This window comes from Lysobacter sp. Soil_C_59, from assembly GCF_057656415.1.
In genome coordinates this window covers 599,723-617,467 of the sequence record NZ_JBDGKK010000002.1, presented here as the reverse complement: position 1 = coordinate 617,467, position 17,745 = coordinate 599,723, and the positions used below count along the sequence as shown (strand labels likewise).

The window sequence follows — 17,745 nt, the reverse complement described above, 5'->3', positions numbered from 1 at the left end:
GCCGGCCATCAGGCGCCGGTCGTCGCGGTTGCGGCGGCCGGCGCGCGTTTCAGCACGACGTACGTGCGCGGCACCGAGTCGTGCCATGCACGCACCGTGCTGTCGTTGCTGGCCAGCACCGAGAAGGCGTCGAACGGGATGTATCGGCACAGCCCGCGCAGGAACGCGGTGCGCAGGCGCACCGGATGTCCGTGCTCGTCGACCACGCGCGTGCCCGTGCACAGCTTGCCGATCGTCACGCCAAGCAGGCCTTCCATGACGCCGTAATAAAGCACCACGACCGGAAAGCTGATCAGGTACTCCTGCCATCGGTTGAGACCTTCCAGCCAGGCCACGGCCTCGTCCGCACCTGCCATGACCAGCACGACGACCCCGATGAACCACAGGCTGAAGATCGCGAACTTGTCGATGATCCAGTTGAACAGTCGCCGCCAGCGGCCGGCGGTGTGGATCGGCAATGCCAGCGCAACATCGCTGCCCACGAGCGCCGACGGCGCGGCGTACGGATTGTCTGCCTGCATGGTTCCCCTGCCCCGGCCGCCGGATGGCGGCCTCCCCCGCGCTGGATGCTAGCAGCGTGGCGGCAGTGCGGCGCGGCGCTCAGGCCGGGGTGCGGGAAGGCTTTCCGGTTACTGGTAGGAAAGCAGGAATGTGGCCATTGCCTGCACCGACCCGACCTGCAACGTGCCATTGCGCACGTAGCGGGCGGTGAACGGGATCTGGACCGTGCCCGAGCGCTGGCCCAGGCTCACGCTGTTGGCAGAAACCGCAGTGCCGTTGATGTACGAGAACGGCGATGGCCCGAAGATGATTGCCTGCCCGCCGTACTGGACCTGCACGCCCACGCCCCGGGCGGTGGAGGCCGGCGCCAGCGTCAGGGTGGCGGTAGTGTTGGACAGCATGTTGCCATCGCTCATGCTGATGTTCGGGTGCGAATTGGCTTCGCAGTTGAGGCCGATGGTGAACCCGCTACCGCCGGACGTGGCGCCCGTTGCCGGCAGCGACGAAGCGCTGATTGACGGCAGGTTCACCGAAATGACCTGTTGGGTGACGCTGCACGCAGGCACCGTGGTCGGCGCGACCGTGTAGTACAGGCTGATCTGACTGGAACTCTGGTTCTGGTTTCCGTAGACCTGGGTGTGCACGTGCATGTATGTCGTGATGGCGCTCGTGCCCGAACCCACGGTGGCGGCCGTCCTGACCAGTTCAAACGTCCCCGAAACCTGGCTGACTCCGGTCACGGCCGGACCGAGGACGAACGTGGATGTCGCCCCTCCGTAGGAAATGGGCTGCAGTGCGGTTCCATTGCGGTCACGAACCCGCAAGCCCACGCCCGCCACCATTCCGGTTCTGGTGTAGACGTCCTGGAATCCGGGAACCAGCGTGAACGTGCCAACGCTGTTATCCGTCAGGTACCAGCTGACAGCGCCTGTCGGCGTATTGTTGATGCAGTTCTCGGTGACCGTGAAATTGCCCCTTGCACCTGGAATGGCCTGACCTGCCGCCAGATTGGTCGGTACCGAAACTGTCTGCAGGTTCACGGTGAGCGGAAGCGAGGCGGTACAGTCGGTTACGGCTGCCCGCACCTCATGCGCCGTGAGGGAAAGGCAAAGCGTCACCAGGATCGGTGTGAGGTGACGGAGGATCGGTTTCGGTAAACGAGTAGTTACTGGCGGCCCGGGGTGCATCAATCTGACGGGTGGTCTTGGGCGAAGCGGCAAGCTTCGGGCCGTTACGCCGGGGTGGCCATGAGAATCATCTCAAAGAGCCACCTCATCGAAGTGGAGACTAGGCTGTCACTCTTGCCGAGGGTTTTCCGGCTTTGATCGCGTACATCGCGGCGTCGGCCTGCATCAGCAGTTCCGACAGGGTGGCACCTGGCGTGTCCGCCGGATCGATCACGCCGACGCTCAGCGACAGCACGTAGGGCTGGTTGGCGTGCCGTGCCGCCAACTGCTTCAAGCCGACTTCGACCCGGCGACGCACGGTGGCCTCGTCGATGGGATCGAGCGCCAGCACGGCGAACTCGTCACCGCCCCAGCGCGCGAGCACGTCGGCCTCGCTGAACACCACGCGCATCAGTTCCGCCGCCTGGCGGATCATCACATCGCCGGCGGCATGGCCATGGCGGTCGTTGACCTGCTTGAGGCCGTCCAGGTCGATGAAGATCAGCCGGCACGGCTGGTGCAGGCGCCGCACCACTTCCAGCTCCTGCGTCGCCAGCACCTGGAAGCCGCGGCGGTTGTGCAGGTCGGTGAGCTCGTCGGTCAGCGACAGCAGGCGCACCTCGCGCTCGGCGCGTTCGCGCTCGAGCATTTCCTCGCGCAGCAGCTGGTTGGTGCGCGCCAGTTCCTCGGTGCGATCGAGCACGCGCTGCTCCAGCTCGGCATGCATCTGGATGTTTTCCAGCGCGACCGAAGTAGCGTTGGCCAGGGTCTGCAGCAGGTGCATCTCTTCGGCGCTGGGAATGTGGTGCTGCGCCCAGTAGCTGCCGATCGCGCCGATGGGTTCGATGGTGCGGATCGGCGTCATCAGCAGGCTGCGCACGAACGTCGGGCGATAGGCCGCATGCGGGATGCGCTCGTCGAGGTAAATGTCCTCGATGGCCACCGCGCTGCGGTTGAGCATGCACCAGCCGCTGATGCACTGGCTCAGCGGAAAACGCTGGCCTTTCCACAAGGGCGAGATCGCGTCTTCGTCGTAGTAGTAGCACTGCCCGGCGTCACGCAGGACCAGCGTGGCACCGTCGGAGCCGGCGAGTGTGCGCGCGGTGGCGCGCACGATCGTCGCCACGCTGTCGAGGTCGCGTGCCAGCGACAACTGCTGCACGGCCTCGACCAGCGACTCCAGTTTTTCCTGGTATTGCATCGCAACTCCCCTGTGCGATGGCATGCCCGCGTTCGCGGGCGAGGAGTCAGTCCCTGACGTTCAGTCCTTGACGCTGGCGTTCAACGAGTACGTGCCGTAGATCGCCACTTCGTCCAGGACGTGCCCGTGCATGGCCCTGGTTGCCTGCGCGGCGGTGAAGCGGTCCGGCACGGGCAGGTGGTCGATGTCGAGCGCGAACAGGCGGAAGAAATAGCGGTGCAGGCGCAGGTCGTTCGGCGGCGGGAACGGGCCGTCGTAGCCGAACCAGTCGCCAGCCAGCGAGGCATCCTCGCCGAACCAGCCGGTGTAGTCGTTCATGCCCTGGCGCGCGCCGGCCGGACCGGCCGGACGGGTCTTGCCGTGCGGCACCACGCCGTCGCTGCAGCTGCCAGCCACGATCTGGCTGACGCTGGTCGGGATGTCGACCATCGCCCAGTGCACGAAGTCGCAGCGCGGCTGCTCGGACGGAATCAGCACGCCGGGCTTGCCCACCATCTCCGGCTCGGTCGGCACGTCCGGATCGACGCACAGCAGCACGAAGGATTTCGTCCCCGCCGGGGCATCGCCCCAGGCCAGGTGCGGATTGCGGTTGGGCGCGAATCCAAAGCCGTCGGCGGTGGCCTGGCCGGCGGCGAATTCCGCCGGGATGCGCTGGCGGTGCTCGAAGCTGTCACTGCGGATGTACATGGGGGTCCTCCTTGCCGGGCCGGTCGGGCCCGGTGCAATGTCCGCGCAGGCTACGCCACCACCGCACCGGACTGCCATACGACGAAGGCCGGCGGCAGGGCCGGCCTTGCAGGCCGACCTTGCAGGCCGGGATTATTCCGCCGGATAGCCCAGGCGCTGCGCCACCGGTGCCAGCACCGCGAACTCCTCGGCCAGGGCGTCCTTGAACCGGCGCCAGTGACCTGCGGCGAAATGCGGCGGTCCGATCTGTTCCTGCGGAACCACTGCCACGCGTGCGCCCAGTGCATCGGCCACGGCCTGGGCGACGCCGGTCGGGTTGGCGTCGTCCATCTTGATCAGGCGGTGCGGGAACAGGTCCTGCTCGTTGAGTTCGGCGATCTGTTCCATGGTCCGGGCCAGCCAGCGCGCGCCTTCCAGCGGCGAGGCCAGCGCCAGCGGCACCGGGCCGCCGAAGGCGAGCCAGTCCAGCAGCATGTCGCGCGGGTCGCGCACCGCCACCATCAGCACGGCTTCGGGCAGGTGCGGGCGCAGGCCCAGCAGCAGTGCGTTGTCCCACCACAGCAGCCAGTCGAACACGTTGCCGTCGTGGATGCCGCGCGAGGGCAGCGCCGCACGCCACAGGCTGACCATGTAGGCCGGGTCGAGCGTGCCGTCGATCAGGCCCGCCACGGTGTTGTAGCGCTGAAGCGGGTCGGTCGGCGGCTGCGCGCCGAAACGGTCGACCAGTAGCGGTGCACCGGAATGCTTCAGGGTCGCACCGATGTATTCGACCAGCGAACCCGGTGCGCCCCACAGCAGCAGCATGCCCGGTGCCGGTTCCGGCAGCGGCGCCTGCTCCGGCCACTGCGTGATCGGCTTGCCGGGTTCAGGCAGCGGCAGGCGCTCGTCGACGACGTCGGCGTGCAGTTCGGCCCAGGTCGCAGCCGCCGCATCGGGCTGGCCGGCGGCATCGAAGCAGCGACCCAGCAGCTGGCGCAGGCTGCGCTTGACGCTGGGGTCCGGCGCCTGTGCCAGCAGGCCTTCCACGCGCAGCACCGCCGCGTCGGGGTCGCTGCGCAGCAGCTGGTCGACGACGCGCAGCTCGGCCAGGGTGTGGCCCGGCTGCAGCTGCGTGATGCGTTGCGCGATGGCGAAAGCCTGGTCGTGCTCGCCGGACTGGTCATGCAGGGTCGACTGCGCTTCCAGTGCCGGAATGTAGTCGGGCATCGCCTCGCGCCAGCGCGCGATCACTTCGCGCGCCTGGTCGCCGGCGAATTCCTCGAACAGCAGGCGCGCGCGCCACAGGTCCGGCGCCTGCGGGTGTTCGGCCAGCGTCGCGTCGAGCGTCTCGCGGGCTTCGTCGAGGCGCTCCAGGCGACGCCAGGCTTCGATCAGCGCCAGGATGTTGCGGCGATCGAGCGGCTGCGCGGCGAAGGCGGCGCGCAGGCGCGGCAGCGCGAGTTCGTTGCGGCCGGCGTCCAGTTCCAGCTCGCCGACCAGGCGGTGCATGCCCGGCGTGGCGGTCTCGCCTTCCAGCAGCGGCACCAGCTCGTCGGCCGCTTCGGCCGGACGCGATTGCAGGCGCAGCAGGTTGGCCACCATCAGGCGCAACGGTCGCGAGGTCGGATCGGTTTCGAGCAGGCTGCGGAACGCCTGCTCGGCGAAGGCGTGGTGGCCCTTGCCGAGGTAGGCGAAGGCGAGCGCGTGACGCAGCTGGGCGTCGCCCGGCGCACGCTCGGCGGCGCCACTGAGGATCGACAGGGCGCGGTCGGCGTCGCCGCGACGCAGTGCCAGCGTGCCTTCGACCGCGGCCACGTGCGGATGCTCCGGGGCGATGCGTGCGGCGGTGCGGACCAGGCGCTCGGCCTCGTTGAGGTCGCCGCGGGCGATCGCCAGGTGGGCCTGGATGATGTAGGCCGGGAACTGGTTCGGGTCCAGGCCGGTGGTGCGGGCAAGGGCCGCCTGGGCTTCGTCGATCTGGCGTTCGCTCAGCAGCAGGCCGGCGCGCTCCAGGTGCAGGTTGGCGTCGTCCGGCGTCAGTTCGATGGCCTGGCCGATGGCGGCCAGCGCGCCTTCGCGATCGCCGTCCAGGCGCAGGGCGGCGGCCAGCAGGCGGTGCGCGTTGGCGTCCTGCGGCTGGGCGGCAATGGCCTCGCGCGCTGCGGTGAGCGCTTCGCTGGCCGCGCCGCGGCGCAGGGCGTCAATGATCGGTTCGTACATGGACTGCTCGATGATTCAGGCGAAACCGCGATTGTAGCGGCTACCGGGCGCCCGGCCCGCCTTGCAGGACCGGGTTTTCAGCCTGATTCGAGGGCTGCGCGGATTAACCGGCAGCGTCGAGCATGCGCTGGGCGATCCAGCGCTCGGCGAAGCCGTCCAGGCTGGCGCCCTCGAGGAAGCCGCAATGGCCGCCCCACGGGGCGATCTCCAATTGCGCGGTCCCCGGCAGGGTCAGCGCATGGAAGCCGTCGACCGGGATCACCGGATCGTCCTGCGCCATCAGGATGCTGGCCGGCACCTGCAGCGCGGACAGGCGGGCGCCGGCGATGGAATACCCGTCGAAGTAGCGCTCCAGCGTGCCGAACTCGGTGTGGCGCTCGACCATCCACTGCGTCAGCGGGCGCATGCGCAGGCCCAGCACCTGGTCGTCGAAGGCGTGCACCTGCGGGAACAGCTCGCGCTTGCGCGCCAGCGAGTCGCGCCATTTGCGCTCGAAGTACCACAGGTAGACAGGCAGGCCGTTCTCCATCGACTCCATGGTCCGGGCCGGATCCAGCACCGGGCAGACCGAGGCGACGTGGGCCAGCTCCAGGCCCGCCGCTGGCGCGCGCAGCGCCAGGCGCAGTGCGAAGTTGCCGCCGAGCGAGTAACCGGCCACGGCCATCGACCGCCCGGGAAAGCGCTTCGACACTTCCACCGCCGCGCGCACGACCTCGTCGATGCGGTTGGAGTGGAACAGCCCTTCATTGAGGTGATGGGTGTTGCCGTGGTCGCGGAAGTTGAGGCGGAACACCTCGAAACCGGCCCTGAGCAGCTGCACCGCGGTCAGGCGCATGTAGCTGGAGTCGACGCTGCCTTCCCAGCCGTGCAGCAGCAGCACCAGGCCGCGCGACTCGCGGTCGGGCATGGCGCTGTGCAGGCCGTGCAGGCGGGCATCGCCGGCGTCGATCAGGTGTTCGGTGCTGACCGCGCCCAGTTCGGCCAGGCTGCGCTCGCCATGGCGACGGCGCAGCGAGCTGGAGCCGAGCGCCGACTGGATGTGCGCGTTGCGCAGCCAGCGTGGCGGTCGGTAGTCGGCGGCAGTCAGCATGCCTCGGACCATAGCCATACGATTTCGAGTGCGCCCACTAATTTACGAATGCCATGGCGATGTAAACGTACAACTCAAGCCGTCATGGCCTCGACAATTCGCGATCGGGCCAGATCGGCGATGCGACGACGTCCTTCGGCCTCGCCAGGGGCGATCGGCTCGAGGAAGTGCACTTCGGCCAGCCGGGTCGGTTCACCGAGCAGGCGCACGAAGTTGCCCAGGAAGCTCTCGCCCGCCTGGAACGCCACGACGTGCTGGGCCTCGCCACCCTCGCCATAGCGCAAAGCCACCGGCTGCACCGGCACGCCGGCCTCGACCGCGGCCAGGAAGATGCGCGCATGGAACGGGCCGATCTCGCGACCGCCGCGCGTGCCGCCTTCGGGGAACACGCCGACCGAGCGCCCGGCGCGCAGGCGCGCCAGCATCTCGTGCAGCACGCCGCCGAGCGATTCGGTGCTGCCGCGGGAATGGAAGATGGTCTCGCCGCGCGCGGCCAGCCAGCCGACCAGGGGCCAGCCTTCGATCTCGCGCTTGGCGACGAAACCCATCATGCGCTGGCTGTGCAGGGTCTCGATGTCGATCCAGCTGACGTGGTTGGCGACGAACATTGCCGCGCCCTGCAGCGGTTCGCCGACACGGCGCAGGCGGAAGCCGAAGATCCACATCAGGCCCGCCGACCAGGCGCGGATCGCGCGATGGTCCAGGCGCTCGTTGCCGACGCGCACGCCAGCGGTCAGCGGCGTGCCGAGCAGCAACACCAGTGGCAGGTCGACGACGACGTGCCACAGCAGCAGTGGCACGCGGACGAGGTAACGGAGGACGCGCGCGGCGGGCGCCGCGGTCGGCGCCGTCGCGCCGGCATGGGGGGACGGCGCATTCATTGATGGCACGATACCGAAGCGATGTCGCTGCGGCCAGCGCTGTTTCGCCATACGTGGGTGGATGTTGCGGCGATGAATGGCGGCAGCGCGCGATCGCGCTGCATGTTGGAGCGAGCTTGCTCGCGAACCGGCTTGCTGCCAGGCGTTCGCGAGCAAGCTCGCTCCTGTGTGTCAGGTCATTTCAGCGCGCAGGCCATCACCTTTTCCGCATCGCCCTGCGCGCCGAGCGAAACCTTCGACAACGACAGCTGCCTGGGTCCCTTGGCCTTCAAGCTCAACACGGTGTCGACCTTGCTCATGTCGGCGCCGACGGCCTGGAAGCACTTGAGCGGGATGCCCAGCGTGGTCCAGCGCGCGGGTTCGAGGGTGGCCAGGGTCTCGGCGAGCGGCAGCGTCGCGCCGCAACCCGGGCCGCAGCCGACTCCGATCGCGACATCGCCCTGCGCCGGCGAATCCACGCGCACGGTCAGCACCAGCATCACGTCGCCGTTGGTCTCGCGAACGAGTTCCTTGGCGGCATCGGAATGCAGCGACACGGTCGCCGCGCCGGCACCGGACCATTCGATCCGGCGCGCGTCTTCCTGCGCCATGTGGTCCACGCCGCGGACCTTGACGCTGCCATCGCCGGATGCGGCCGGCAGTGCCGGTGCATCGACCGCGGCACCGGTCGCGCCCTGCAGGCGCATCGTGATTCCCGGCGTCAGCACGCCGCGGGCGTAGTACACGCCCGGCCGTCCCATCGCCGCCGAAACGCCCGGCTCTTCCGACAGCTTGGCCAGGTTGCCGTCATCGCCGTAGCCCAGGCCATGGCCGAAGGCGAACTGCGGCGAATAGTCGGCCTGGCCGACGTTGTTGATGTACTGGTCGGCACGACGCGGCCAGGAGAATCCGAGCCGTCCCTTGAAGTCGTGGGCGACCTTGCCGTCGCTGCCGCGCAGCAGCACGTCGGCGATGCCGCCGCCCTCGCTGCCCGGCAGCCAGGCGGCGACGAATGCGTCGGCGGCATTGATCTCGCGGTTCATCCACAACGGCCGGCCGCTGAGGAACACCGCCACCACCGGAATGCCCTCGGCCTTCAGTCGCTTGATCAGTTCCAGATCACGATCGTCGCCGGGCTTGTACCAGAGCGTCGGGATGTCGCCCTGGAACTCGGCATAGGGATCTTCGCCGAACACCACGATGGCGGCGTCGGGCTTGCGCTTGTAGCGGCCATCGATCGCCAGTTCGGCATGGCCACCGGCGCCGCGCACGGCGCTGTCGAGTCCTTCCCAGATGGTCTGGCCATTGGGGAAGTCGGCGCGCGTGCTGCCCACGCCCTGCCAGTTGAGCGTCCAGCCGCCACTCTGCTTGCCCATGTCGTTGGCGCCGTCGCCGGCGACGAGCACGTTGCGCCTGGGATCAAGCGGCAGCACCTGGTTGGCGTTCTTGAGCAGCACCAGCGATTCGCGCACGGCCTGGCGCGCGATGGCGCGGTGCTCCGGTGCGCCGAGCAATTCGAACTTGCCGCCGATCGGGCGCTGCGAGGGCTTGCCGGCGTCGAACAGGTGCAGTCGGTACTTCACCCGCAGCACGCGGCGCACGGCGTCGTCCAGGCGCGCCATCGGCAGTTCGCCGGAGCGTGCGGCGGCAAGCGTGCTTTCGTAGACCGCCTTCCAGGTGTCGGGCGCCATGAACATGTCGATGCCGGCGACGACGACCTGCGGGCAGCCATCGTTGCTGCAGCCCGGGACCTGGCCGTGGGCATTCCAGTCGGTGACGACGAAGCCGTCGAAGTTCATGCGCTTCTTCAGCACATCGGTGATCAGGCCCTTGTGCGCGGCCAGCTTGATGCCCTGCCAGCTGCTGAAGGAGGTCATCACCGCCTGCGCGCCGACCGCCACCGCCGGCGGGTACCCGGCCGCGTGCACGTCACGCAGCACCTGTTCGCTGGCCAGGTTGTCGCCCTGGTCCTTGCCTTCGGCCGTGCCGCCGTCGCCGACGTAGTGCTTGACCGAGGAGATCACGTGCTGGCCGTCGAGGAACCCCGGCGTGCCGGGCTTGCCCTGCAGGCCTTCGACCATCGCCGCCGAGTAGTCGGCCACCACTTGCGGTTGTTCCGAATAGCCTTCGTAGGCGCGACCCCAGCGGTCGTCCTGCGGCACCGCCACGGTTGGTGCGAACGTCCACTCCATGCCGGTGACGCGGGTTTCGATCGCGGTGACGCGGCCGATCTCGCGGATCAGCGCGGGGTCGCGCGCGGCGCCCAGGCCGACGTTGTGCGGGAAGACGGTGGCGCCGACGATGTTGCTCTGGCCGTGCACGGCGTCGATGCCGAACAGGATCGGGATGGCCTTGCCGCCGCCGCTGGTGTCCATTGACGCTTCATAGAAGGCGTCGGCCAGGGCCAGCCATGCGGCGGGCGGTGCGTTGTACTTGGCGCCGGGGTCGGAGTTGCCGCCGGCCAGGACCGAGCCGAGTCGGTACTTGCGGACGTCATCGGGAGTGAGCGTGGCGATGTCGCCCTGGACGATCTGGCCGACTTTTTCTTCCAGCGTCATCGTCGCCAGAAGTTTGTCGATGCGGCGCTCGGTCGCGCGATCCAGCGGTATGGCGCGCGCCACTTTCGGCCAGAGCTCGGGATGGACGCTGCCGTCGTCAGCGGCAACGACGACGCCGGTGCCTGTCACCAGGCCCACTGCCACCAGGCTTGCCCAGATGCTCTTCCTGCGCGGTCGTTCCGCGCGTGCTGCTGTGTCCAAGGCCGTCTCCGTGATCCCCACGCCAGGCGCTTTCGCTGGCGGGGCAAGACTGCGGCCCATCGACTGGCGGCGTCAATAATCCTTCCGTCTCTGGGGGGGCCTTGGTGAGAGGCCTTGGCGGGGGAGGAGGTGGGTGCATTTCGCGAACCTGCGCTTCGCTCCGTTTACTGTTCGCGAAATACACCCCACCTCCTCCTTCCGGAAGCTGACACGGTTTTATTGACTTCGGCTGTTGGCGAGAGCGCAGCGCGCGCGTGATGCAACTGGAGCGGTCGGACTCGGGCTGTGCCGGCCCGCGGCGGTGTCCGTGCCCTCGCTCGGTTGCGAGTTTGGTCACGGACGCCCGCGAAGGGCTGAGGTGGTTTCAAGTGCGAAGCAACGTCCTTGGATTCCCGCCTTCGCGGGAATGACGGGCTTAGGACGAAGACCGGGCAATGAAATTCCGGAGCGTCGTTCGACGGGCCGGGGATTGCTCCGCAGTGGGCCATGGATGACCCACGCCCCGCATCAGACAGGATGTCTGACTAAGGGGCGGAGCAATCCCCGGCCCGGCGGACGGCGCCGCTCCGCAGAGGCAAAGGCAGCGGCAGCGGCAGACGCGGACGCAGGCGCAATTGACTGGCTAGGTGCGCGCCACTACCGCCAGGGTCAGGCGCGAGATGCAGACCAGGCGGCCGCGCTCGTCTTCGATGCGGATGTCCCAGACCTGGGTGCGCGCGCCGACGTGGATGGGGCGGGCGGTGCCGGTGACGATGCCGTCGCGGGCGGCGCGCAGATGGTTGGCGTTGATCTCGATGCCGACGCAGACCTCGTCGCTGCCGACGCACAGGTTGCCGGCGCTGCTGCCCAGGGTCTCGGCCAGCAGGACCGAGGCACCGCCGTGCAGCAGGCCATAGGGTTGGCGGGTGCGCTCGTCCACCGGCATGGTGCCGCGGACGAAGTCGGGACCGATCTGCGTGAAGACGATTCCCAGCGGTTCCATCGCGGTGCCCTTGGACAGCGCATTGAGGTCGGCCAGGTCGGGGATGCCGCGGAACGGCGAGCGCTGCGGCGGGGGGGTGGTGTCGTCGCTCATTTCGCCACCTTAGCCCAGCGTGGGCGGTGGCTGCCAGCCATTGCGGCGGCTCGGGAGATTGCGGCGAACCGGGGTGTCACGGAGCAAAAAAATCGGCCCGGAGGACGGCGCGTCGCCACGGAGAGAGTCCGACGTGCCGGCCCCGGGCCAGGGGGAAGTGAGAGATGCCTTGTGTGGTGCGGTGGTGCGGGTGGAGCGGTTGGTGCTGATCAGGAGTTACTGCTGCGACAGCGTCATTCGATACGTTCATCCGGTGGGTTCTTCGCTCGGATCACGCGCAACGGAAGCGCGGCTGCATCCAGTCCCGGGCGTAGTGGCGGCTGGTGGCGTAGCCGCTGCTGTTGCCGTAACCGACGCCGTAGTCACGCTCGCGGTGAACATGGCGCTGCGGCATCGGAACAACGTTCGAGCGCGGAGCAGCAGTGGCGGGGACGGTCGGGGTGTGGGTGAAGGCGTTCATGGCGTGGTCCTGGCGAAGAGGTATTGCGGTGTGGCGAGTAGCGGTTCAGGCGCAACGGAAGCGCGTCGGGCCCCACTCGGAGGTGTAGCGGCGGTTGCTGGCGTAGCCACTGCTGTTGCCGTAGCCGATGCCGAAATCGCGTTCGCGATGCGTGCGGGCCGGGGCGGCGTTGAGCAGGTTGGCGGTCAGGCGGGCCGGGGCGGCCGGCTTGGCAAACAGGTTGGAGAGGCGGATGGCGTTCATGGCGGTGTCCTTTGTCAGCGGGGGTGTGACTTGGTGTGTTGGTAGACTACAACACCAGATCGATTCCGCCATGGGCCAGAAGTCACCCCACCGAAGACCTACCTGGTGAAGCGGGACCGCATCCGGAACTTGCTGATATAGATAGCTATTTCGAGCGAACCGTTGCCATGACTGATGGCAGGGGTGAACGCTCCCGGTCACGCTGACGGCCCGAAGACCCCCGATCCGGGCCAACAGGGACAGTGACGGGCGTCACGGTAAGCATGCTGAATGGGGGCTCGCGAGCGGGGGGCGAAGTGGCCAGTGCGCGAAACCGGGCTTCGGATGGCGCCGGACGCGGCCACGGAGGCTGCCCCTGAAGGGCCCTGGCCCCCCTGAAAAGGCGGCCCAGACTCAGAGAATCGGAGCCAGCCCCGCGCCGAACGCGGTGAAGATCCGCGTGGTGATGCCCTTCAAACCGAGCGCCACTTCCGGGAAGTCGCCGACCGGGGTGTAGCAGGCGCGAAAGCCCGGATCGCTCGGCAGCAAAGGCTGCGGGCACTCCGGTCCGGGCACGAACTCGTAGCTGGTGGCGTAGCGCATCGGCCACAGGTCGAAGATCGGCATCGCCTCGAACATCTTGCCGATCGAATAGTCCAGGCCCGAGAACACCGGCGGCTTGTCGCGGCGCGCGATCACCCACGAGTTGGCCGGTTCCATGTCGCGACGGATGCTCTGCGCCAACGCCTGGGCGAACGCCACGTCCTCGATCACCACCGCGCTCTCGGTGTTGTAGTGGTCACCGCGCGGATCGAAGTTGTGCGTGCCGACCACGCCAATCCTCTCGTCGATCACCATCGACTTGGCATGCATGCCGATGCGCACGCCGGCACGTTCCAGCGGCACCGGCTGGTTGGCCTTGCGCGAGCCGTAGCGCAGTGCGGTGTACTCGCGCGACAGCGCGCGCCGGTATTGCTCGCGTTCGAGCGCGCTGCGACGGTCGTAACGCTCGCGCAGTTCGCGGTGCGTCTGCTGCGGGGTCGCGGCCTGGCGGCCCGGCGGTTCGGTCTCGATGCCCTCGCCGGTCAGTGCGTTCGCAGGTTCGAGCGATGCCGGATCGGCGTCGGTGCTGTCGAGAGCTGTGCCGTCTGGAGATGTGCCGTCAGGCACCACGCCGCTGCCCGCGCCCGACGCATCGAACGCCGGCAGGACCGCGCCCGTGGTGGCGACATCGATCGGTGCATCGCGCGGGAATGGCTTGTACTCGAAGATGTTGAAGCCGAATTCGCGCAGGTAGCGGCGCTTGTACTTGTACGACAAGGCGTAGGCGATGAAGGCGTCGGTCGCGGCCAGGCTGTTGGTCGAGACGATCACCCGCGGTCGCTCCTCGCGCGGACGCTGGTGCAGTTGCCGGAACATTTCCTGCGCCGCATCCGACAGCACCAGGTAGGGCGTCTGCAGCAGCACTTCCTTGCGCGCCGATTCGATCAGCTCGCGCAGCGACCCCGACGCCACTGCCTGCTGGTCGGCGCCGTTGCTGTGGTGTTTTTCCGGGGTGTCGGAGATGTAGCGCACATCACCCACCAGCAACGCGTGCTGGGCCAGTCGCTGCGTGACCAGGGCTACATCGGCAGCATCGCGCTGCATCGCCTGCGCACGTTGCGGCCGCTCGTACACCGCGGCCGGCAACGGCGGCACGCCGCCATGGAGCAGTCGGTGGCCGACATCGTTGAGGCGCTCGACCGGGACGCTGCGGCGGTCGTTCCAGAACAGCGAAAAATCCGCGCCCATCACGTGCGCGACCGGGCCGGCGACAAGCAGGTCGCGGTCGCGGAAGTTGTACTCGTCGTCCCAGTCGTAATAGTCGTCCTGGTAGTTGCGCCCGCCGGTGATGCCGACGGCGCCGTCGACCAGCAGCAACTTGGTGTGCATGCGCTGGTTGAGCTTGTTCCAGCAGCATGCCGCCGCCAGCGCGTACTGCGGGTAGCTGGTCTGGGCGCGGCCGAGCACCGGGCTGTACAGGCGCAGCTCGAAGTTGGCGTGGGCAGCGGCCAGCGCCGCCAGCGTGTCGACGTGCTTGAGCGCCGACAACTGGTCGATCAGCACGCGCACGCGCACGCCGCGGCGCGCGGCGGCCAGCAGCTCGTCCATCACCAGCCGGCCGGCGTCGTCCTCGTCGAAGATGTAGGTCTGCAGGTCGATCGCGGTGGTGGCGCTGCGGATCAGGTTGATGCGCGCCAGCAATGCATCCGGCCCGACATCGAGGATCAGCGCGTAATGGCGCGGTGCCTGCTCGGTCGATCCGGCGAAGGCGCGTGAAGCCAGCTGGCGCAGCGGCGAGGCTTGCGCGCAGGCGTCATCGCGGACGCAATCGAGCTGCGTCGACCGCGCCGCCACCACTATCGCGCTGGCGCGATCACGCTCGGCATTGGACAGCGAGGCGCAGCCGGACACCGCCAGCGCCAGTACGACCGCCGCCCACCGCAAGTGCCTGGGCATCACCTGGCCTCGATCACGCGCACGCGCATGGTGAAGCGGACCCGGTCGGTCAGGGCCAGTTGCCAGCCGTCGAGGCCGTAGTCAGAGCGGCTGATGCTGCCGCTGGCGACGACCTCGCAGTCCTTGCCCGGCCGGTCGCATGTCGCCGGCGACAGCTCGAACGACTCGATGCGGCTGACGCCATGGATCGTCAGTCGACCGCGCAGGCGGCCGCCGGACTGGATCAGCTGTTGCGGATGCGGGTCGGACTCGAACTCGATCAACGGGTAGTTTTGCGAGTCGAAGAAGCCCGGACCACGCGCCATGGCCGTGTAACGCTCGGATTCGGCGACCACCACAGCGCCGGTGCGCAGGACGATGCGGACCAGGTGGCGCCCATCGGGCAACTGCATCACGTCGCCCTCGTACTGCGGGAACACGCCGACCACGCGCTGGCCCCAGCGCGTGCGCAGTTCGAAACCAAAGCGCGTGTAGCGCGTGTCGAACCCCTGCACCGTCGCTGCCGCGGGCGCGGCAGCAGGTGCGGGCGCCGACGCCTGCCGGGCCAGCGCAGGCCAGCCCCAGCCCCACAACAGGCACGTCCACAGGCACGACATCAGCACGCAGGACAACAGCGCCACGGGGGCGCATCGCGAACTCGTCGTCACGGCCACCAGAAAGCGCTGAGCTGGGCCACTCCCGGCTCCAGGCTGGTCTCGGCAGGCACGCTCAGCACGGCGATGCCGCCGGGCGGCATGCCGCGGTAATCGCCCGACTGGCCGCTGTGCAGCAGCGCGGCCAACCGTTCCAGACCGGGGTTATGGCCGACCACCATCAAGCGCTCGGACTCGCCGTGGGTGTCGGCCAGGGCGATCAGCGTGCCCGGCGTCGCCTCGTAGATCGACGGTTCGATGCGCTGGTCGACATAGCCGATCGCGCCCAGCACCGCTTCCAGTGTTTCGCGGGTACGCCGCGAGGGCGAACACAGCACGCAGTCGGGCACCAGCTTGTTGGCCGCCAGCCAGCGGCCGGCAGCTTCGGCCTCGGCCAGCCCTTCGGCCGAGAGCGGGCGGTCCAGGTCGGCCTGGCCGTTACCGGCAGGTTCGGCGTGGGCATGGCGCAGCAGGATCAATTCACGCATTCGCGTCGCTACCTTTTCGCGTCTGGACCGAGGATCGGATGAAGATCGAGCGTGCATTATCCTCGACCGGCGTGATGTCGAACTGATCAACCTGCTCCTCACGGTTTCTTCAACCACTTCAGCAAAGGCTGCCAGTCGTCCTGGTGCTCGCGCACCTGCGCGGAGTGGTAGTCGAACAGACTCTTGCCCAGGCCGGTCAGGACCACGTAAGCCTGGCTGTCGCGAAGCTGCGCCACCACCGGATACGGCCAGGCGGCCAGCAGCTCGAGCGCCTGCTGCGAGGCATTGGTCCATGGCTTGATCTTGTTGCCGACCAGGCCCACGCGCAGTGAGCCCTTGCGCACCCGCGGGTGGCGGGCCAGCGAATCCAGGAACGGCACGGTGGCATCGATATCCAGCGCCGAGGGCTGGATCGGGACGATCACGGCGTCGGCCTGGTCGAGGAAGCTGTCGAGATCGTCGGCCATCGCGCCGGCAGGTGCATCGATCACGAGGCGCTGGGTGTCATCGGGCAGATGCTTGCGCCAGGCCTTGCGGCGGGTTCCGTCGAGCGGCAGCACGGCGCTGTCGAGCAGTGCGCGGCGTTGCGCCCAGCGGGTGGAGGATTCCTGTGGATCGGCATCGACCAGCGCGGTACGCAGGCCATCGATGGCCGATTGCGCGGCGATATGGGTGGCAATCGTGGTCTTGCCCACGCCCCCTTTGGAACTGGCCACCAGCACGGTCTTCATGCGAACTCCCTCTGGATGGAAGGCGCAGCGTACACCGGGCCGCCGTGGCGCGACCATCGCGATGGCGGGCTCAGCCGGAGGGTCCGAGGGTGATGACGTCGCGCTCGCGGGGATTGTCTGGCAGCCAGCCGGGAGGCATGGCGTGGTCGTTGGCTTTGAGCCAGGCCTGCAGGGCGGGAACTTCGCCCAGCTGCCACACCGCCCGAAGGGAGTCCGGCGAGGTCCAGTCGGGGAATGTCCTGGTGGAGGCCAGCAGCCACTTCTCCTGCCGCAGGCGTTCGCGCCAATAGCGGTTGGCAGGCGTCCCTGCTGTGAGGTTGACCATCTGGTGGGCACCCATGATGCGGCTCAGGAGGATGTCGCCTTCGGCCATGCGCGTCGATGCGCCGATGCAGTCCCCGCGACGGGAAGCAGGCAGCGGTGGCCGGCAGAGGCGATACGCCGGCGCCACCGCAGGCATATCCATCGGGCTTTGACCGTGCATCGCTGCCAGCACTGTCTTCAGGTCTGCGTCGGACAGCGCCTGGCCGGGGCCCAGGCCGGCCATCCGACGCAATGCCCGCTCCGCCTGCTGCGACCGCGGCGGCAAGGGCGCCGATGCCAGGAGGTCGGCAAGGCGCTGCGAGCCCATGCCGTGGCGACTGTCGTAGTGACTGGCCTGCGCCGCGAGATGCAGGTACTCGTCGAACGCCGCCATGTCGCCCTGCTGGTACGCGCGGTCGGCGGCGGCCATCCAGACCGCGGCGTTGTCGGGATCCAGACGCATCAGCCGTTGCAGGCCCGACGCGCGATCGCACAGGGTGGACCCAGGCGGACAACGCATTGCTTCGAGCCAGGCGATGTCGGGGTCGTCAGGTTGCAAACGGGCGGCCTCCCCCAGCGCAGCGTCGGTCTCGGGCGTGCTCCCATCGGCCGCCAACAGCGGCGTCAGCAGCGCCTCGGCCAGTGCGGAATCGGCGTCACCCGGGAGGGCGGCCAGCCACTTCGAAAGCGCAGCGCCAAGCTCCGCATTCCACTTTTCCAGTGCGGCATTTTCCGCGGCGCTGGGCGGCGAAGGCACGGGGAGCGCAGTGGCTGCAACTGCCGGCCGCGGCGAAGCATGCACACGCGCGAATGCGGCGGTGGCAGGCGAGCCACCCGCCTGCGCCGTCGGCACGCCCTCTGTCCTTGCGCAA

At 68.5% G+C, this 17,745-nt stretch carries 16 protein-coding genes; all 16 read right to left on the bottom strand.

The window, feature by feature from the left end; all coding sequences use genetic code 11:
• Nucleotides 1-8 precede the first annotated feature (8 nt).
• The gene (locus AC3A3Q_RS06235) at nucleotides 9-521 is read right to left on the bottom strand and encodes an RDD family protein (RefSeq protein WP_487585396.1); all 513 of its coding nucleotides are present in this window, start codon (nucleotides 519-521) and stop codon (nucleotides 9-11) included.
• Nucleotides 522-629: 108 nt separating this feature from the next.
• Entirely contained in the window at nucleotides 630-1,541 is a 912-nt protein-coding gene (locus AC3A3Q_RS06230) for a fimbrial protein (protein ID WP_487585395.1), read from the bottom strand.
• Between the two features lie 247 nt (nucleotides 1,542-1,788).
• Entirely contained in the window at nucleotides 1,789-2,868 is a 1,080-nt protein-coding gene (locus AC3A3Q_RS06225; RefSeq protein ID WP_487585394.1) for a diguanylate cyclase domain-containing protein, read from the bottom strand.
• Between the two features lie 60 nt (nucleotides 2,869-2,928).
• Nucleotides 2,929-3,555 (bottom strand): YbhB/YbcL family Raf kinase inhibitor-like protein, encoded by a 627-nt coding sequence (locus tag AC3A3Q_RS06220; RefSeq protein ID WP_487585393.1) that lies wholly within the window; start codon nucleotides 3,553-3,555, stop codon nucleotides 2,929-2,931.
• Nucleotides 3,556-3,687: 132 nt separating this feature from the next.
• Nucleotides 3,688-5,754: a tetratricopeptide repeat protein gene (locus AC3A3Q_RS06215; RefSeq protein WP_487585392.1), complete on the bottom strand. Its 2,067-nt coding sequence runs from the start codon at nucleotides 5,752-5,754 to the stop codon at nucleotides 3,688-3,690.
• A 103-nt stretch (nucleotides 5,755-5,857) separates the two neighbouring features.
• Nucleotides 5,858-6,841 carry a YheT family hydrolase gene (locus AC3A3Q_RS06210; RefSeq protein WP_487585520.1) on the bottom strand — a complete coding sequence of 328 codons (984 nt, stop codon included), beginning with the start codon at nucleotides 6,839-6,841 and terminating at the stop codon, nucleotides 5,858-5,860.
• Nucleotides 6,842-6,918: 77 nt separating this feature from the next.
• Nucleotides 6,919-7,725 carry a lysophospholipid acyltransferase family protein gene (locus AC3A3Q_RS06205; RefSeq protein WP_487585391.1) on the bottom strand — a complete coding sequence of 269 codons (807 nt, stop codon included), beginning with the start codon at nucleotides 7,723-7,725 and terminating at the stop codon, nucleotides 6,919-6,921.
• A gap of 176 nt (nucleotides 7,726-7,901) precedes the next feature.
• Nucleotides 7,902-10,463, bottom strand: a complete 2,562-nt coding sequence (locus AC3A3Q_RS06200; protein WP_487585390.1) for a glycoside hydrolase family 3 protein — start codon at nucleotides 10,461-10,463, stop codon at nucleotides 7,902-7,904.
• A gap of 622 nt (nucleotides 10,464-11,085) precedes the next feature.
• Entirely contained in the window at nucleotides 11,086-11,445 is a 360-nt protein-coding gene (locus AC3A3Q_RS06195) for a hotdog fold thioesterase (protein ID WP_245157008.1), read from the bottom strand.
• A gap of 364 nt (nucleotides 11,446-11,809) precedes the next feature.
• On the bottom strand, nucleotides 11,810-11,998 hold the full coding sequence (locus AC3A3Q_RS06190) for a hypothetical protein (RefSeq protein ID WP_487585389.1): 189 nt from the start codon (nucleotides 11,996-11,998) through the stop codon (nucleotides 11,810-11,812).
• A 45-nt stretch (nucleotides 11,999-12,043) separates the two neighbouring features.
• Nucleotides 12,044-12,241 carry a hypothetical protein gene (locus AC3A3Q_RS06185; protein WP_487585388.1) on the bottom strand — a complete coding sequence of 66 codons (198 nt, stop codon included), beginning with the start codon at nucleotides 12,239-12,241 and terminating at the stop codon, nucleotides 12,044-12,046.
• 393 nt (nucleotides 12,242-12,634) lie between these two features.
• Nucleotides 12,635-14,719: a phospholipase D family protein gene (locus AC3A3Q_RS06180; RefSeq protein ID WP_487585387.1), complete on the bottom strand. Its 2,085-nt coding sequence runs from the start codon at nucleotides 14,717-14,719 to the stop codon at nucleotides 12,635-12,637.
• Entirely contained in the window at nucleotides 14,719-15,339 is a 621-nt protein-coding gene (locus tag AC3A3Q_RS06175; protein ID WP_487585386.1) for a YceI family protein, read from the bottom strand. The genes AC3A3Q_RS06180 and AC3A3Q_RS06175 overlap by 1 nt, the downstream gene beginning before the upstream one ends.
• A 23-nt stretch (nucleotides 15,340-15,362) precedes the next feature.
• Complete coding sequence (locus AC3A3Q_RS06170; RefSeq protein WP_487585385.1) at nucleotides 15,363-15,839, bottom strand: SixA phosphatase family protein; 477 nt, start codon at nucleotides 15,837-15,839, stop codon at nucleotides 15,363-15,365.
• 98 nt (nucleotides 15,840-15,937) lie between these two features.
• Nucleotides 15,938-16,570: a nucleotide-binding protein gene (locus tag AC3A3Q_RS06165; protein ID WP_487585384.1), complete on the bottom strand. Its 633-nt coding sequence runs from the start codon at nucleotides 16,568-16,570 to the stop codon at nucleotides 15,938-15,940.
• A gap of 70 nt (nucleotides 16,571-16,640) precedes the next feature.
• Nucleotides 16,641-17,630 carry a hypothetical protein gene (locus AC3A3Q_RS06160; RefSeq protein ID WP_487585383.1) on the bottom strand — a complete coding sequence of 330 codons (990 nt, stop codon included), beginning with the start codon at nucleotides 17,628-17,630 and terminating at the stop codon, nucleotides 16,641-16,643.
• Between the last annotated feature and the right edge of the window lie 115 nt (nucleotides 17,631-17,745).

Excerpts from the sequence above, each read along its gene's own strand:
- AC3A3Q_RS06215 (WP_487585392.1), bottom strand. The coding sequence starts at position 5,754 with ATGTACGAACCGATCATTGACGCCCTGCGCCGCGGCGCGGCCAGCGAA.
- AC3A3Q_RS06170 (WP_487585385.1), bottom strand. The coding sequence starts at position 15,839 with ATGCGTGAATTGATCCTGCTGCGCCATGCCCACGCCGAACCTGCCGGT.
- AC3A3Q_RS06220 (WP_487585393.1), bottom strand. The coding sequence starts at position 3,555 with ATGTACATCCGCAGTGACAGCTTCGAGCACCGCCAGCGCATCCCGGCG.
- AC3A3Q_RS06185 (WP_487585388.1), bottom strand. The coding sequence starts at position 12,241 with ATGAACGCCATCCGCCTCTCCAACCTGTTTGCCAAGCCGGCCGCCCCG.
- AC3A3Q_RS06205 (WP_487585391.1), bottom strand. The coding sequence starts at position 7,725 with ATGAATGCGCCGTCCCCCCATGCCGGCGCGACGGCGCCGACCGCGGCG.
- AC3A3Q_RS06190 (WP_487585389.1), bottom strand. The coding sequence starts at position 11,998 with ATGAACGCCTTCACCCACACCCCGACCGTCCCCGCCACTGCTGCTCCG.
- AC3A3Q_RS06225 (WP_487585394.1), bottom strand. The coding sequence starts at position 2,868 with ATGCAATACCAGGAAAAACTGGAGTCGCTGGTCGAGGCCGTGCAGCAG.
- AC3A3Q_RS06235 (WP_487585396.1), bottom strand. The coding sequence starts at position 521 with ATGCAGGCAGACAATCCGTACGCCGCGCCGTCGGCGCTCGTGGGCAGC.
- AC3A3Q_RS06195 (WP_245157008.1), bottom strand. The coding sequence starts at position 11,445 with ATGGAACCGCTGGGAATCGTCTTCACGCAGATCGGTCCCGACTTCGTC.
- AC3A3Q_RS06165 (WP_487585384.1), bottom strand. The coding sequence starts at position 16,570 with ATGAAGACCGTGCTGGTGGCCAGTTCCAAAGGGGGCGTGGGCAAGACC.
- AC3A3Q_RS06180 (WP_487585387.1), bottom strand. The coding sequence starts at position 14,719 with ATGCCCAGGCACTTGCGGTGGGCGGCGGTCGTACTGGCGCTGGCGGTG.